This window comes from Opitutus sp., from assembly GCA_024998815.1.
Taxonomy (GTDB): domain Bacteria; phylum Verrucomicrobiota; class Verrucomicrobiia; order Opitutales; family Opitutaceae; genus Rariglobus.
In genome coordinates, this window is the sequence record JACEUQ010000002.1 from 75,543 (window position 1) to 90,218 (window position 14,676).

At 61.9% G+C, this 14,676-nt stretch carries 14 protein-coding genes and 2 tRNA genes; 2 read left to right on the forward strand and 14 right to left on the reverse strand.

Annotated elements, in window-relative coordinates; translation table 11 throughout:
- Positions 1-505 precede the first annotated feature (505 nt).
- The 5 genes from H2170_08195 to H2170_08215 form a co-directional block, all read right to left on the reverse strand.
- Positions 506-667 carry a hypothetical protein gene (locus tag H2170_08195; GenBank protein MCS6300071.1) on the reverse strand — a complete coding sequence of 54 codons (162 nt, stop codon included), beginning with the start codon at positions 665-667 and terminating at the stop codon, positions 506-508.
- 33 nt (positions 668-700) lie between these two features.
- Positions 701-1,105: a hypothetical protein gene (locus H2170_08200; GenBank protein MCS6300072.1), complete on the reverse strand. Its 405-nt coding sequence runs from the start codon at positions 1,103-1,105 to the stop codon at positions 701-703.
- A gap of 279 nt (positions 1,106-1,384) precedes the next feature.
- A complete protein-coding gene (locus H2170_08205) occupies positions 1,385-2,875 on the reverse strand; it encodes a hypothetical protein (GenBank protein ID MCS6300073.1) in 1,491 nt (496 codons plus the stop codon).
- A 181-nt stretch (positions 2,876-3,056) separates the two neighbouring features.
- Positions 3,057-3,133, reverse strand: a tRNA-Arg gene (locus H2170_08210).
- A gap of 140 nt (positions 3,134-3,273) precedes the next feature.
- The gene (locus H2170_08215; protein ID MCS6300074.1) at positions 3,274-4,986 is read right to left on the reverse strand and encodes an SUMF1/EgtB/PvdO family nonheme iron enzyme; all 1,713 of its coding nucleotides are present in this window, start codon (positions 4,984-4,986) and stop codon (positions 3,274-3,276) included.
- A 53-nt stretch (positions 4,987-5,039) separates the two neighbouring features.
- On the opposite strand from H2170_08215, the gene H2170_08220 reads away from it, so the two are divergent.
- Complete coding sequence (locus H2170_08220) at positions 5,040-5,951, forward strand: prephenate dehydrogenase/arogenate dehydrogenase family protein (GenBank protein MCS6300075.1); 912 nt, start codon at positions 5,040-5,042, stop codon at positions 5,949-5,951.
- Positions 5,952-6,245: 294 nt separating this feature from the next.
- Here the strand turns inward: H2170_08220 and H2170_08225 are convergent.
- From H2170_08225 to H2170_08255, 7 genes are all read right to left on the reverse strand, one after another.
- Positions 6,246-6,321, reverse strand: a tRNA-Ala gene (locus tag H2170_08225).
- 152 nt (positions 6,322-6,473) lie between these two features.
- Complete coding sequence (locus H2170_08230) at positions 6,474-6,827, reverse strand: hypothetical protein (protein ID MCS6300076.1); 354 nt, start codon at positions 6,825-6,827, stop codon at positions 6,474-6,476.
- A 154-nt stretch (positions 6,828-6,981) separates the two neighbouring features.
- On the reverse strand, positions 6,982-7,515 hold the full coding sequence (locus H2170_08235; protein ID MCS6300077.1) for a PAS domain-containing protein: 534 nt from the start codon (positions 7,513-7,515) through the stop codon (positions 6,982-6,984).
- 174 nt (positions 7,516-7,689) lie between these two features.
- Positions 7,690-8,586 (reverse strand): efflux RND transporter periplasmic adaptor subunit, encoded by an 897-nt coding sequence (locus H2170_08240; protein ID MCS6300078.1) that lies wholly within the window; start codon positions 8,584-8,586, stop codon positions 7,690-7,692.
- A gap of 4 nt (positions 8,587-8,590) precedes the next feature.
- The gene (locus tag H2170_08245) at positions 8,591-9,346 is read right to left on the reverse strand and encodes an ABC transporter ATP-binding protein (protein MCS6300079.1); all 756 of its coding nucleotides are present in this window, start codon (positions 9,344-9,346) and stop codon (positions 8,591-8,593) included.
- A 4-nt stretch (positions 9,347-9,350) separates the two neighbouring features.
- The gene (locus tag H2170_08250; GenBank protein MCS6300080.1) at positions 9,351-10,490 is read right to left on the reverse strand and encodes an ABC transporter permease; all 1,140 of its coding nucleotides are present in this window, start codon (positions 10,488-10,490) and stop codon (positions 9,351-9,353) included.
- Positions 10,491-10,750: 260 nt separating this feature from the next.
- Positions 10,751-11,749, reverse strand: coding sequence for a zinc-binding dehydrogenase (locus H2170_08255; protein ID MCS6300081.1), 999 nt, complete (start codon positions 11,747-11,749; stop codon positions 10,751-10,753).
- Positions 11,750-12,059: 310 nt separating this feature from the next.
- On the opposite strand from H2170_08255, the gene H2170_08260 reads away from it, so the two are divergent.
- Positions 12,060-12,638 carry a pseudouridine synthase gene (locus tag H2170_08260; GenBank protein ID MCS6300082.1) on the forward strand — a complete coding sequence of 193 codons (579 nt, stop codon included), beginning with the start codon at positions 12,060-12,062 and terminating at the stop codon, positions 12,636-12,638.
- Here H2170_08260 and H2170_08265 read toward each other — a convergent pair.
- Together H2170_08265 and H2170_08270 are read right to left on the reverse strand one after the other, a co-directional pair.
- Positions 12,598-13,809, reverse strand: coding sequence for an iron-containing alcohol dehydrogenase (locus H2170_08265; protein MCS6300083.1), 1,212 nt, complete (start codon positions 13,807-13,809; stop codon positions 12,598-12,600). The genes H2170_08260 and H2170_08265 overlap by 41 nt on opposite strands.
- 133 nt (positions 13,810-13,942) lie before the next feature.
- A complete protein-coding gene (locus tag H2170_08270) occupies positions 13,943-14,593 on the reverse strand; it encodes an NAD(P)H-dependent oxidoreductase (GenBank protein MCS6300084.1) in 651 nt (216 codons plus the stop codon).
- Positions 14,594-14,676 lie beyond the last annotated feature (83 nt).

The window sequence follows — 14,676 nt, forward strand, 5'->3', positions numbered from 1 at the left end:
TCAGGGCCACGGGGAGTGCGCGCTGCCGCTTCACCGCTGCCAACTGATACCATTTCGCGATCAAAGAAATACAAACGATCCATTTTAACCACTAATGAACACTAATTCCCACTAATAAAAACAAGGGATTCGTCGCTTCTTGATTAGTGTATCTTAGTGTTCATTAGTGGTTAAAAATCCGGGTGTTTTAAGGTTGGATGATGGGTCGCTACTGACGTGATCACGGTAGTGGTCGGGTTTTAATGCGTTTGAATGCAAAATGGTATGAGTTGCGCGCGCGGTAGCCAGCATTCGCAGCCATCCGTCAGTGCCACGCGATGCCAGTCGCCGCGATCTTCCCGGTCAATCAACTCCGTGCCGTCGTGCAGGGGCGGTTTAGTAGAGTAGAGAGAGCCGCGTGGCGGTAACCCGCCAATGTAGCTCGCCCCCTCGTCGAACCGTGCAGGCGGTTTTCCCGCACACGGCTTACCGAGTCCCCATTCTTTCGGTTTGGTTTCAGCGGAGTTCATTGCTTCCAAGCCGCCGTAAGCGGCCAGTGCCATAGTTTGTATTGACCATGCAAACGGTCGTCGGTGAAGAACTCGAAGAGTCCGTGGGTGCGGCTATACTTTCGCCACAGCCATCGGCGTAGCCGGTTACGAACAAAGACCTGCTGCTTACTAAACACGTGCGTGCTGTTGCCGTAATGAAACGCCGTCGCTCAGCCCCGAGTGATTTGGTTGACCTTGCGGACCACCGCCACCGCCGGTTGGTTGCGCGTTCGCACATCTAGCTCCATCCGCACTTTGTCGCGTAACTTGGCCTGACTTTTCGCACTGGGCTCCACGTGCGGATAGCTTCGTTTGCTCTTCATGCCTTGCCGCCATGCGACGGAAAAACCGAGGAACTCAAAGCCTTCCTTTCGTGTATCCACCAGTCGGATTTTCTCTTCGTTGAGCTTTAGCTTGCGTGCCTCCAGCCACCGTTTCAGTCGCGTTTGCAGCCCCGCCCCTTGACCCGGTTTGCACAAGATCAGGAGGTCGTCGGCGTAACGCACCATCGTCGGCTTTTGTTCGCACTTCTCATTCACCGCATGATCGAGCTCGTTGAGGTAGAGGTTCGCCAAGAGCGGTGACGAAGCGCAGCGGAGATGGGCCGCTCAGCAGAGCGGGGCTAAGAGCCCGACCGGAGGGAGTCAAATGGATGAATGAACGGTCAGATGCACAGCAGGTTGCACCAGATCGCGCCGACCAACTCAGGAGTTCGGGTTTAAACGCCGGCTCGTAACGGTAACCGGGGCCCTTACGGGCGTCCACTTCCGGCACGATCACCACGCCTTCCCGGCCACTGATACCATTTCGCTTTCAAGGAAATGGTATGAGCAGCCTTCGAACCCGAAACGGGTTCAAACCCGGTCCAGCTCCCAACAGACCAAAGCGCACGGTGCCAACACCTGGGTTAGGGTGAAATCCCCCTGCCCCACCGCGAAATCCTGCACCTCGTCGCGCAGGCAAACCGGCTCGGCCGCCGCCCGTAACGCGGCGATTTGCGCCGCTTTAGGGTAATCCGGCGCCCCCATCTCGCGCCACGCATGGAGCGCATTGCCGCGCTGGTCGTCCACCGTCCAGACGCGAATACGGTACCGGCCATGCAGGCCTTTAAACACAAAGGTATCCGTGCGTTGGGCACCCTTCGTCTGCCAATCCCCGCCCCCGAGATCGGTTTCAATCACCTCGGGTAAATTCCAGCTGAGGATACGCACGTCGCCCTGCGTGGAGCGCGTCGCCCGCGCCGAACCATGCGAGAGCGCAAGCTCTTCCCCATACAGTCGCGCCAACCAGCGAAAGGCATGAAACACGGGCTTCTTAATCCCGTGTTGGTTAACTAATCCGTATTTACCGGTGAACGGGCGCAGGCTCAGCCCGCTTTCCTCGAAAATGTCGCTCACCGTCCACCACATGTAGGAATCCACCAGGCCCGAGACCTCCTTGATGGTCTGCAGCGCGAACGCGGCGGTGAAGGCGGTGTCCTTGCCATAAACATCCTCGTGGGCGGGCGAGGAGTTCCATTCCGTGAAATGGAGTTCGGCGTTGGGGAAAGCCGAGGCGGCGATCTGCTCCCGAACCCGCTGCACGTCGCCGACCATCCCTTTCATGCCGCGGTAATACATCGGTCCATCCGGCACGCCGCGCACGAGGTCGGCATCGACGCAGTAGTGGTGGGTTGAGATGAAATCGAGCGGCACGCGCTGTTCGGCGCAGAATGCCAATAGGTCGGGCACCCACATGGTTTTGGAGGTGGCAGGGCCGCCGACGCGCAACTGCTCATCTACGTCCTTCACGGCGCGCGCGGTTTCGGCGTAGAGCTGAAAGTAGTCGGCCATCGAGCCGGTCCAAAACGTGTTGTGCAAATCGGGCTCGTTCCAGACCTCGAAATGCCAGGTGCGCACCTCGGCGACACCGAAGTGATTAACCAGATGCGCCACGAACCGGCGGACCAACCGCGACCACTGCGCCCAATCCTTCGGTGGCGTGATATTGCCGCGGTAATCAAAAATCGTCTCCGCGCCGCTGGCCAGGCGCGTGGGCATGAAGCCCAACTCGACGAACGGCTTCATGCCCTGAGCCACAAAAAACTCGTAGATCTTGGTGACGTTTTGAAAGTTAAGTTGCGGACCGTCGGCCTCCTCACCGTGGTGCACGACGCCGACGTATTCGCTAAAAATGCCGTGGAAACGGATGCCTCCAAAACCGATTTCCTTTTGCGCCAGCCGGACGTGTTCACGGAAGTCCTCGCGCAAGGTGAGGTAGGCGTGGCAGGAGCCGACGCCGCGTTGGAAAAAGCGATTAAAGGGCACGGAGGCCGCCGCGAGATCAACCGAGGTTAGGGTAGTCATAGGGGGTGAAAGAATACCCTTATAACGGCACACATGGTGATTAACTCAAAGAGAAGTGTTAAAGTACGCGCTAAACGCTACGCGGGAGCTGAGCTCAGCCTTATCAGTGGCGTCAAAAAAAACGCTTAATTCACCCACAAAAAAGCCCGTTACTCAGTGGTGAATAACGGGCTTAAAAAAGTGGTGCAACCTTAGGGAGTCGAACCCCAAACCTTCTGATTCGTAGTCAGATGCTCTATCCAGTTGAGCTAAGGCTGCGCTGTGGAGGAGTCAAAAAGCCGAGTTCCACCCCCGAGTGCAAGCGCGAATTTAAGAGATTTCAAAACCAGCGTTTTAACCGATTCCACCGCGTCGCAGTCCCGCCCGCGCTCCCATCCGACTTGCTGGGAAAGCGCACTTTATTCGACCACCAGGCGCAGCCCAACGTGGCGGGCCCGGTCGCGCTTCAGGCGCAATTCTACGGGCGCCTTGGCGAGAACTGCGGGCGCATCCAGATAACTGCCGCCAAAGATCTGCGCCTGATCCGTCAGCGCCTCAGCGGACGCCCACTCGGCCAAGTTACCCAGCAAGTCCACGAAACCGTCCGACCCCGCTTGCTTGCGGACCGCATCATGACTGCGCCCACCGCTGTTCTCACTGCTCCACCCCTCGCGGCCGACTTCACCCAGCGCCAACCGGAACTCCTCGATCGTGGGCAACCGCACCGTCCGGCCCAGGAGCCATGCCAGGCGCGTGCAAAACTCCTGCGCATCCGTCCAGCTCACCGAGTCCACGGGCAACGCCCGGCCGGGATTCCGGCTGGGGTTGGTATTCATGACCAAAACAAAGAGGGACTGCGGCACCTCGGTCGCGAGCATCTGGCGCTCGGCCACGCCCGGCAAGGGCAGCAGGTTGTCGTAAACGGCATCCTGGAGCGCACGCAAATTTTCCCGGCGCAGCGCCAAGTAGGCGTATTTGGTGCGCAAGGCCCCGTCCAACCGGTTGCTCTTGGGGTACTCGGCTGCAATTTTTTCTAACTTGGGTGCAATCAAGGTGAGCTGCTGGTCCGCCGCCACGACCTGGCGCTTGCGCAGGTGCGCGGTGATCTCGCGGTCGAGGCCGGCGATCGCTTCAGCTAAATCAAACGAGAGTGCCGTCTGGCGTTTGACCTCCAGGTTCTCGATGAGCTGCGAGGAAACGAACCGGCTGCGCGGGTAGTTCTGATTCACCTGCAACTGCAACGTTCCAGCTTCCGCGAAACGCGCCGCAGCTTCGGCCGCCTGCCCCCGCGCCATCGCCGCATCGCCGGCCTTGGACTTAACGTCGATCTCGGTGGCGATACCCGCAGCGTTGAGCGACTCGATCTCCGCGCTAAGGCGATCGGCCTCGGCCAGGTCGGCGTAACGAGTTCTCCCATACTCACGGTTGATGCGCGCCTGGGCATCGCGCGCCGCCGTGTAGGCCGTGAGCGCGTCAGCCCAGCGTTGCTCGCTGACCGCTTGGCGAGCTGCCGCCAAAAAGGTGTCCTTTTCTTTGCGCAACGGGGCGGCATCGACTGCGGCCACGGCCTGAGTTAACGCCGTCTCGCGCACGTAGTTTTTGTAACGGGAATTGGCCGAACTGCGGTTAATCTCCTGCTGCAAGCGCAGTGCCTCGCGGAGCATTTCCCCGGCTGCGTCCACTTTTCCCGTCCCCAAAAGCTCCTCGCCGTCGCTTTGCAGGCGGTCGACCTGCGTCACCGTTTCCTTCGCCCGCACGCCATCGAGCTCGCTCTCCAACCGCGACAGCCGGCTGGATTGGTCCAAACCCGCCTTGGTAAAGGTGCGAAGCAACTCCTTCTGTTTCGCGACGGCTTGGGTCAACGCGGCACTCGCATCCTCGGTGCTCAGCTTGGCGTCGGCAGCCTGGCGATATTTACGCTCCAATTCACCGATCTCGTCCGACAACCGCACCATCGCCGGGTCCTCCAGTGCGCTGCTCACACTGGCCGATGGGTCGACGCGTTTAGGCCCGACGGTGGCCAGAAAGTAAAACAGCCCACCCAAAGCGGCGAGCCCGACTCCGACCAGCAGCCAAAGCCGCCCCGCCTGCCAGAATGCCTCGATGCGATGTTTTGAACGATGAGCCGCCATAAGGGTAAAATCGGTAAAACGCAGAGCAAAGGAGCCGAGGCGCGAATTGCAACGTGTTCCCCTGCCCCACGCCGATAAACTCGACAGCCCCCCAGCTAAGCGTTTTCACCAAGTGCGTGCTGGAAAACCTCGTCATCCTCGCCCCCGGCTTGCTGGGTGGATCGGTCGCCCGTGCTGCCCACGATCGTGGGCTGGCCCACCGTATCACCGTCTGGGCCCGCCGGCCGGACGCTCGCCTCAAACTGCGCGAGCAACCCTGGGTTAACCACGTTGCCGACTCCACCGCGGACGCCGTGCGCGACGCCACCCTGGTGGTGCTCGCCGCCCCGGTGGACAAAATCATCGAGCTGGCCCGGCACATCGCGCCCCACCTGCCCGCCGGTGCGATCGTCACCGATGTGGGCAGCGTCAAAGGCGAACTGTGTCGCGCCTGCCACTCCGCGCTCGCCCCGCGCGCCCATTTTATTGGAGCCCACCCGATGGCCGGCAGCGAAAAAACCGGTTGGGAAAACGCCACCCCAACCCTGTTTGAAAAACGCGTCTGCTTTGTGACGCCCCTGGACGGCGCCGATGAAACGGCCGTCGCGACGGTTGCCCGCTTCTGGAGCGACTTGGGCAGCGAAGTGACCACGCTCTCGCCCGACCAACACGACGAGATCACCGCCCACGTCAGCCACCTGCCGCAAGTGGTGGCCACGAGTTTGGCCACCTTTCTCGCAGCGAAAAACCCGCAGTGGCGCAACCTGTCGGGCAACGGCCTGCGCGACACCACGCGCATCGCGGCCAGCGACGCCACCATGTGGATTGAGATTTTTCAGCAGAACCGCGACGAGGTCCTGCGCGCGATGCGCCAGTTTCAGGACGAGCTGCAAGGCTTCCAAACCGCCCTGGCCAACCGCGACTGGCCGGAAGTGCGAACCCGACTCGAACGCGGCAAAGCCTGGCGCGACGGCTTTCGCCCGTAACGGGCAGTAACCTTCGAGTTGGCGGATCCGGAAGCGGAGTTTTAACGCGAAGGCGCAAAGGGACGCAAAGGTCGCCAAGCAATTCCCTGGCTTACTTGGCGCACTTCGGGCGACCTTCGCGTCTTTGCGTTAAAATCCCCTATTACGTCTTAAGAGAATCCTTGGCACTATCAGCCAAGATCAATGTTACTGCCTGCCAGGAGCTGTAACTTAAAGCCCGAGGGGACGATTGATCGCCCGAGGGGCGGACAGCAAAAAGGCACCGGTATTAAAACCGGTGCCTTTTATCCAAAATGGTGGACCGTAGCGGGGTCGAACCGCTGACCTCCTGCATGCCATGCAGGCGCTCTACCAACTGAGCTAACAGCCCCAACGAACTGACAAGAGTTGTGGAAAATCAGGTTTTCGAACCGGAAGGCAAGCGGTTTTTTAAAACTTTTACGGGACCGGTCGCTGGCAAACGGCGAATCAAACCGAAACGCATCGGCAGCGCGTCCCGTAAACCACCGCTAGCCGCTTCGCTCAATCGAACTGCTTCAGGTTAAAGGCGAAAAAGTTATCCAGTTCCAACAAGCTGCTGAACTGGGTGCTATTGCGCTCGATCCGCGCCAAAATCACGTCGACTGCGGCGAGCAGCTTTTCGTAAACCTCGCGCCGCCCCTGCTGGGGCAACGCGCTCAGGTCGCTCACCGCCGCCCGGTCGCGCTGGGGATGCAGCGCCTTGTAACCGGCGTAGTCGGTGCGATAAACCGCCAGCGCACGTGTGATCAGCCCGGGGGTGGCGCCGCGCTGACTCAAATCGTCGCGGCTGAGGAGCAACACCGCGGTGGCGATGGCGAGAATGCGGTCGTCGTTGGCTTTGATTTTTACGCCCATGTCGGCACAGGTCATGGGCACCTACCCAGTCCGACGCCAATGTTTTCCAGCAAGGCGCGCGTGATCGCAGGATAAGAATCGGCCAACGGGGTCGGCCGAGGCCGTGGCTCCACGTCAAACCCCGCTTCCCCAAACTAAAAACCTGCGCCGATTATCAATGGGCGGACTGATCGTCTTGGCCGACATTCTCGACCCGTTGTTTTAGAATGGGAAGAAGGTCCTTCGCCGTCTCGAATTTCCCGGCCTTCATCGCCAAACCGATTTCATCAATCAGCATGAGTGCCGATTTCTGCATCTGAACTTGTTTGGTGATATCGCGCCCGATGCCGATCAGGCCGACGATGCTTCCCGAGCGATCGCGCAAAGGAAGTTTTGTGGTCAAACTCCAGCACACCTCACCCGAGGGACTGACAAACTTTTCTTTACGATTAACAATGGCCTGCCCGCTCCCCAAAACGGCCATGTCGTCCATGTAAAAAGCGGCCGCCATCTTATCGGGGAAAAAAGCATAATCATCCTTCCCCAGCGCCTCGGCTTCCGACTTGGCCCCCATGTTTTTAAGGTCAGCGGCATTGGCCAGTATTTTCCTGGCTTGGGCATCCTTCACGTAAATCCAATCAGGCAGAACATCGATCAGCGTACGCAGGAGCCCCTTTTCGTTGGTCAAGTTCTTGATGGTGATATCCATGGTTTATCCAGGTAAAAAAGCGCCTGACCTGCGCCGCAGTCGGGCTTTTTTAACTGGGTCGATATCAGTCGATGGCCAAACCATGTCAATGCACCCACTGCGGGCGCGGGACAAAGGGGCTACATTCGGCCTGGCAGCTCGTGCGCATTGCCCGCACGCCTCGCCCACTCCGGCTCACTCGTCAATGAACACGTCGAGCTGCTGCCCCACGTACACCGCACGGTCCGCGGCGGGCGTGAACTGGTAGATGATCTGCAACACCCGGGTGTCCACCCGCTCGGTGCTGGCGCCGGTCAGGGATTTTTTTGGCACCACAAACGGCTCGATCCGCACGAAGGTCATCGGAATCGGGCGCGCCGAGTCGCCCTTGAGGTAACCGACGGCGGGGCGGCCGGGTTTGACCCGGGGGGCGATCTGTTCGTCCACGTCGGCGCGCACCTGCACCCGGGAAAGATCGCCGAGCACCAGCGGCGGCGTGGCGGCTCCGGCGGCGACGAATTCGCCGGCGCGGGTGTTGACCTGCAAAACGGTGCCGGCGACCGGTGCCCGCACGGTCAACCGGTCGAGCAGGAGCCGAGTCTGGGCGACGCCGGCCTGGGCGGCGGTCAAGTGCGCCTGGTTAACCACCAGGGTATCCTGCAGGGTTTCCAAGTTTTCCGTCGGTGCAGCCCCGGCGGCGGTGAGTTTGCCCACCCGTGCCAGTTGGGTGCGCAGGCCGGCGAGCTGAGCCTCGGCCACTGCCACCTCGGCGGTTCGCGTGAGCAGTTGGGCCTGCAGCTCGCGATCGTCGAGTTGCAGCAAGGGCGCGCCGGCCTCGACGTGGTCCCAGTTGGCGACCAACACGCGGGTCACCAGGCCGGACACGGGCACGCCGATGGCGGTGTTTTCGCGCAGGGCCTCGACGATCCCGGCGGCGCCGATCCCGCCCCGGGCAAAGGGCTTGACCGGCGGGGCAACGGGAGGCGGCGGCGCGGGCTGGTTGAACTGGGTGCGAAATGAAAGGACGAACGTGGCGGCGGACACCAGCCCGGCCAGGGACAGCCAGAAGGAAATTTTACGCAGAAGAATCATGGTGTTAAATCGAGGGGTGGGCGGCGGCGATGGCGGCCGGGGTAGCCAGCACCCGGGTGATGCGACCGTCTTCCATTTCAGCCATGCGGTCGGCGTAACGATAAATGCGCGGGTCGTGGCTGACCACGATGACGGTGCGCCGCGGGTCACGGGCGAAGGTCGTGAGCAGCTCCATGACCTGCTGGCCGGTGCGGCTGTCGAGCGCGCTGGTCGGCTCGTCGCAGACGATCAGCGTCGGCGCGTGCACGAGAGAGCGGGCGATAGCGATACGCTGCTGTTGGCCGCCGGAGAGGCGCTTGGGCGGCTCGTCTTCACGGCCTTTTAAGCCGACCTGCGCCAAAATCGCCCGCGCCCGCGCCTCGGCCTCGCGGCGACCGCAACCCTGGATGAGCAGGGGAACGGCCACGTTTTCCCACACGCTGAGGGTGGCGATCAGGTTAAAATCCTGGAAAATAAAACCGATGTGTGCGCGGCGGAAACGCGTCAGCTCGGCCTGGCTCATCGTGCCAAGCCGGTAGCCCAGCACGTTGCTCTCGCCGGCGTCGGCGCGGAGGGTTCCGGTCAGGATCGAAAGCAGGGTGGTTTTCCCGCAGCCGGAAGGACCCACCAACATCATCAGTTCGCCCAGGCGGGCGTCGAAATCGGCCTGCTGCAACGCCACGGTGCGCGAGTCGGCGGAACCGAAGGACTTGGTGATGCCGGTCAACTGCAGCGCCAGCGGAGCCGGCAGCGGTTGTTGGAGTGAAATTGAAGCAGCCATGGGATTAGCTGCGGAAGACGATCGCCGGCTCCAGGCGGGCGACCTTGATAATGCCCAGCACCGAGGCCAAGGCGCAGATAAACAGAACGGCGGCCAACACGCCGACCGGGATGTGCCAGAGCATCAAAAACGGCACCCGGCCGGTTTTAATGGCGGCGCGGCCGATCAACGAAACCACCCCCAGCCCAAAGCCGTAGCCGATCAGGCCGACGGCGAAGGATTGCAGGATCAACATGCGGCACAGGGTGGCCGTACTCGCCCCCATGGCCTTGAGCGCGCCCAGATTGCGGAGGTTTTCCAACACAAAGGAATAAAAGGTCTGCCCGGAGATGACGGTGCCGATGATAAAACCGATGGCCACGATCAGTCCGACGTTGATGGGGATGCCGGTGTTTTTCACGTACCACCAAATGGTGGACCACATGAATTCGTCATTGGTGTAGGCGGCCAGACCGGTGGCGGCGGCGATGCGCCGCGCTAGTTCGTGCGGCTCGATGCCGGCGGCCGGGGCGGCGAGCACGAAGGTGAGCAGTTTGCGCTGGCTGGGCACATACTCGACCGCACGGTCGTACGTAGTGAACACAAAGGGCCCACCGGTGAAGGAGCGCGCGGCCTTGCACACCCCGACGATGCGCGCCTCGCGGTCGTTAATCTCAAAGCGGTCGCCCACCCCGAGTCGGCGGCCGAGCCCGTCGCTGAGCCGCTCCGCGCCGTATTCGTCGATGATCACCGCGTTGGGCAACCGAAGCCCCTCGATGTTACCGGCCAAAAACTCGGTGGGCGCGCCGATCAGCGTGGTGGAGTCGAGGCCGGTGAGGGTGATCAGTTTGGCCGAGCCATCGGCGAGCTTGGCCTGGGTGGTGCCCTGATAAAGCGGCACGGCCCACGCCACGCCGTCGACCGAGCGCACGCGGTTCACGTCGGTGTCGCGCAGGGGTTTGTTGTCGTTGACCTGCTCGACCTTGGGATCAGCCACCCACACGGGCACACGGATGTTGCGCAACGGGGCGAAGGTCCACGACATGAGCCCGCAAAACAGCGAGGTGCCCTGCGCCATGAGGATAACCGCAAAAGTGATGCCGCTGATGAGCATCAGGTACTTGGCGTGGTCGCCAAAGAGCATGCGCAACGCCAGCCGGTTCATGACCTAATGAGTTGAGTTAAAAGCAGCAGCACGTCGTGGCACTCAATGCGCCCGCCCCCCTGAAGCAACCCCCGAGATCGACTCGGAGAAGCCGGAGGCGGCAAGCCAAGTAGCGCATTTCAAATAATGTCGTAGCCGAAAAAGTCGCGCAGACTTCCAGCCTGCTGCGGACGGAGCTGGAGCTGAACTGCGGCCCCATTCGGCTGCATCGAAGCAGACTGGAAGTCTGCGCTACTTTCAGGGCCGCTACGTTCGGCCGCCTACATACTGACCACGATTTTGCCGAACTGGCCGCCGCGCTCCATCAGCGCAAAAGCGTCGTCCACTCGCGCCAGGGGAAACACCGCGCTGACCACCGGCACGATGCGGTGCCGCTCCACAAAACCGAGCATCTCCCTCCAGTCCGCCGGACTGCCCATCGTCGTGCCGAGCAACGATAGCTGCCGCCAAAACACCTTGCGCAGAGGCAAGGTCGGGGGATTGCCCTTCGTCGCGCCAAAAAACACCAGTCGCCCGCCCGGGGCAGCGAGGTCGATTAGAGCCTCAAACCCTTCACCTCCGGCGCTATCCACAATCACATCGAAGAGCCGATCGGCGTGCGCGTGCAGCGCGGTTTTGGCCCAACCGGCATGGCTATAATTAAACCCGCCCGCCGCTCCGAGGCTGATCGCGCGCTCGATTTTTTCGTCGTGACCCGAGGTCACGTACACCTCAGCCCCGTGCGCGACGGCGAACTGCAGCGCCAACGAGGCCACCCCACCCCCCACCCCGCTGATCAGCACCTTTTCGCCGGGTTGGAGGCGCGCACGACTGAACAACGCGCGGTACGCCGTGAGCCCCGCCAGCGGCAGGGCCGCCGCCTCCGTCCAGCTCAGGTGCTTGGGTTTGGGCGCCAATTGGCACACCGGCACCGTGATCACCTCGGCCAGCGTGCCCTCACGCGGCAGCCCCAAAATAGTGAAATCCGGCCCCTGCGCGGCGGCTCGCGTACCCCAATTAAAGGCAGGATTGATGATCACCTCGCCCCCGACCCAATCCGCGCCCACGCCGGCGCCCACCTTTTCCACCACACCCGCACCGTCGGAGCCGGGCTGCGAGGGGAATTTCAAACCGGCGTACTGCCCCTGCTTGATCCACACATCGCGGTGGTTGAGCGCCGCAGCCTTGAGCCGAACCCGCGCCTCGCCTGCCAGGGGTTCGGGTGTGGGTTGGTCGACGATCGAGAGTTCAAGAATGGCGGTCAGGTGTACGGCGTTCATGGTCGCGCAACGTAACACGCTTCGCCGCACATGCGAAAAATTTTCCCGTTTTCCGCCCTTTCTTGCGCAGCTGTTTCAACGCCCTACATCGAGCCTTTTAGCCGCGAAAGAACGCAGAGAACGCATAGAAATGCAGGGGTTGATCTTTGCGCTCCTTGCGTTCTTTCGCGGCTAAACTGCCTTGGTTTTATCTAACAATGTAAATGTTACTGCCTAGTAGCGTTACGTCCCTTCCGATGGCTTCGCGGTTAAAACGATTCGTTTGAATATCTTTGAGTGCGAAACCGAGTGAAACTGTTTCCCTGTCAGCGTGCTCCTCGCGCTTCACAAGCCCTACGGCGTCCTTTCGCAGTTCACTCCCGAACCCGGTTCGGCGTGGCGCACGCTGGCCGATTTCGGGCTGCCTCCCCGCGTTTATGCGCTCGGCCGTCTTGACGCCGACTCCGAGGGCTTGCTGCTGCTCAGCGACGAAGCCGGTCTCAACTCCCGCCTACTCGATCCTCAGCACGGTCACCGCCGCGAATACTGGGTTCAGGTGGAACGCATCCCTTCGGCCGACGCCTTGGCGCAACTGCAGCGCGGGGTCAAAATCGGCGATCACCTCACGTTGCCCTGCCGCGTCCGGAGCCTCGACCCCGCGCCCGCTCTGCCGCCGCGCAACCCGCCGGTGCGTTTCCGCAAAACCGTGCCCGACGGCTGGATCGCGATCGAGCTCACCGAGGGTAAAAACCGCCAGGTGCGCCGCATGACTGCCGCCGTGGGCCACCCCACCTTGCGGCTGGTGCGCGCGCAGATCGGCCAACTCGCGCTGGCCGATCTTAAACTCGCGCCCGGCAAGTGGCGGGCGCTCAGTGCCGCAGAGCGTGCGCTTGTGGCGCCGTCGCTTTGAAGATCGAAACAATCTCGGCGGCGGGTAACGGCCCCAGTGCATCGAGCTGGTGGCCATCGCCGTACACTTTAACCGCGTAGGCGGCGATCGGGGCGTAGTCGGACTCGTCGATGCCGAGGTTGCCCAACGATTGGCGCAGGCCGTTGGCGTCGAGCCATTCCTCGAAGGTGGCGATGAAGCGCTCCGGTGCATCGGCGCCGGTGATGCCAAACAGGCGCTCGCCGAGTTGGGCGAAGCGTTCACGGCCGCGGTTGCGCGCCAACAGCCAGCGGAAATACGCCGGGTACAACGTGGCCAAGCCGCGCCCGTGGGCGAGGTCGGGATACCAGCCGCTCAACGCATGCTCCATCGAATGCAGCACGAACTGCGAGGGCTGCCGGCCCGCGTTCGGGTAGTCGTTGAGCGCGAGCGTGGAGGCCCACAACAACTGGCCGCGGTGGGCGAGGTCGTCGGGCTTGGCCAACACGTGCGGTAAACTGTGGATCACCGTGGCCATGACGCCCTCCGCGTGACGATCGGCCAGCGGCGAGTCGCCACCGCCGAGCAGGTAGTTTTCAAACACGTGGCTGAGGATGTCGGCCGCCCCATCGCGCGTGGCGGTCGGCGGCAACTGGGTGGTGTACGCCGGATTGAGCAGGGCGACGGCCGGCTTGAGGAACTCATGCGCGAGGACCGATTTGCCTTTGACGGTGCGGTTGGAAATCACCGCGTAGGGGGTGACCTCGGAGGCGGTGGCCGCGGTCGTGGCAATGGCTGCCAAGGGCAGTGCGCGGTTGAGCTGGCCCTCGCGGGACTCACCGCGGACGAACGGCCAAATATCATGGTCTAGTTGGGACGTCGCGAGAGCGGCAATGGCCTTGGCTGCATCCATGGTCGAGCCGCCACCGAGGGGAACAACGATATCGGCACCGAGCGAGCGCAGGGCGGCGGTTGCGCGGTTGATGGTCGCCGCCTCGGGATTGGGCTCGATACCGCGAAAAACCGAGACGCGCAGACCGGCGTGTTCCAAGGCGGTCGTTATCTCGGCCAAATAACCGAGCCGCTCACAACTGCCCCCGCCAACGACGACGAAGGCGTGGCGGCCAAGTTTGGCGACCGTTTGGGCGAATGGGGTGAGTTGATCCGTGCCGAAGAAAATGCGCGCGGGGGTATAGATTGAGAATGAGTTCATGGGGGAGAAGAAAGGGCAGGCGGTGACGGGGCGGAGAAAAGAGTAGCGCAGACTTCCAGTCTGCTCAGGCAGATCGGGATTTACCGAAGCAGACTGGAAGTCTGCGCTACTTGAAGACAGCGGCAGGCCTCGCTTACAGGTGGGCGATCACCTCGGAGAGCGGGAAGCGCACCTTGGGGGTGGTCGCGTATTTGTCGTCGGCGGCACGGTAGCCGATCGGGCAGGCGCACAGCGTGGTGTAGCCGCTGCCGACCAGACCGAGGATTTCGTCGTACTTGGCCGGATCGAGACCTTCCATCGGGCAGGTATCGAGACCGAGCAACGCCGCCGCCGCCATGAACTGACCGAGGGCGATGTAAATCTGGCGCGACTGCCAGGTGTCCAGGTAACCCTTGGCCCGAGCGCCGTCGAGACTGCCCATGATGATTTTTTTAAACGGCTCCATCGCCTCGACCGTGGTGCCGCGAACCTCGGCGGTGCGGGCCATGTAGTGGTTAATGTGCGCCTCATCGAGGTTCAGCTTGAAGGCGAAAACCACAAGGTGGGAGGCGTCGACGACCTGGGTCTGGCCCCAGGACGCGGGCACGAGTTTCGCGCGTAATTCAGGGGTGTTAACCACCAGGAATTTCCACGGCTGGGCACCGAAGGACGACGGCGTGAGCACGAGGGATTCCTCGAGCGCCGACCAGGTGGCGGCGGGGATTTTCAGGGATGGGTCGAACTTCTTGGTGGCGTAACGCCAGTGGAGGGATTCTAGCAGCTGGGTGGTGGTGATCGTGTTCATGGTTTTATAGGGAAATTGGAGTAAGAAAGGCGTGCGACAAGGTGGTGAAGCATCCCGGAAAAGCGAGCCGCCCGAAGTTACGA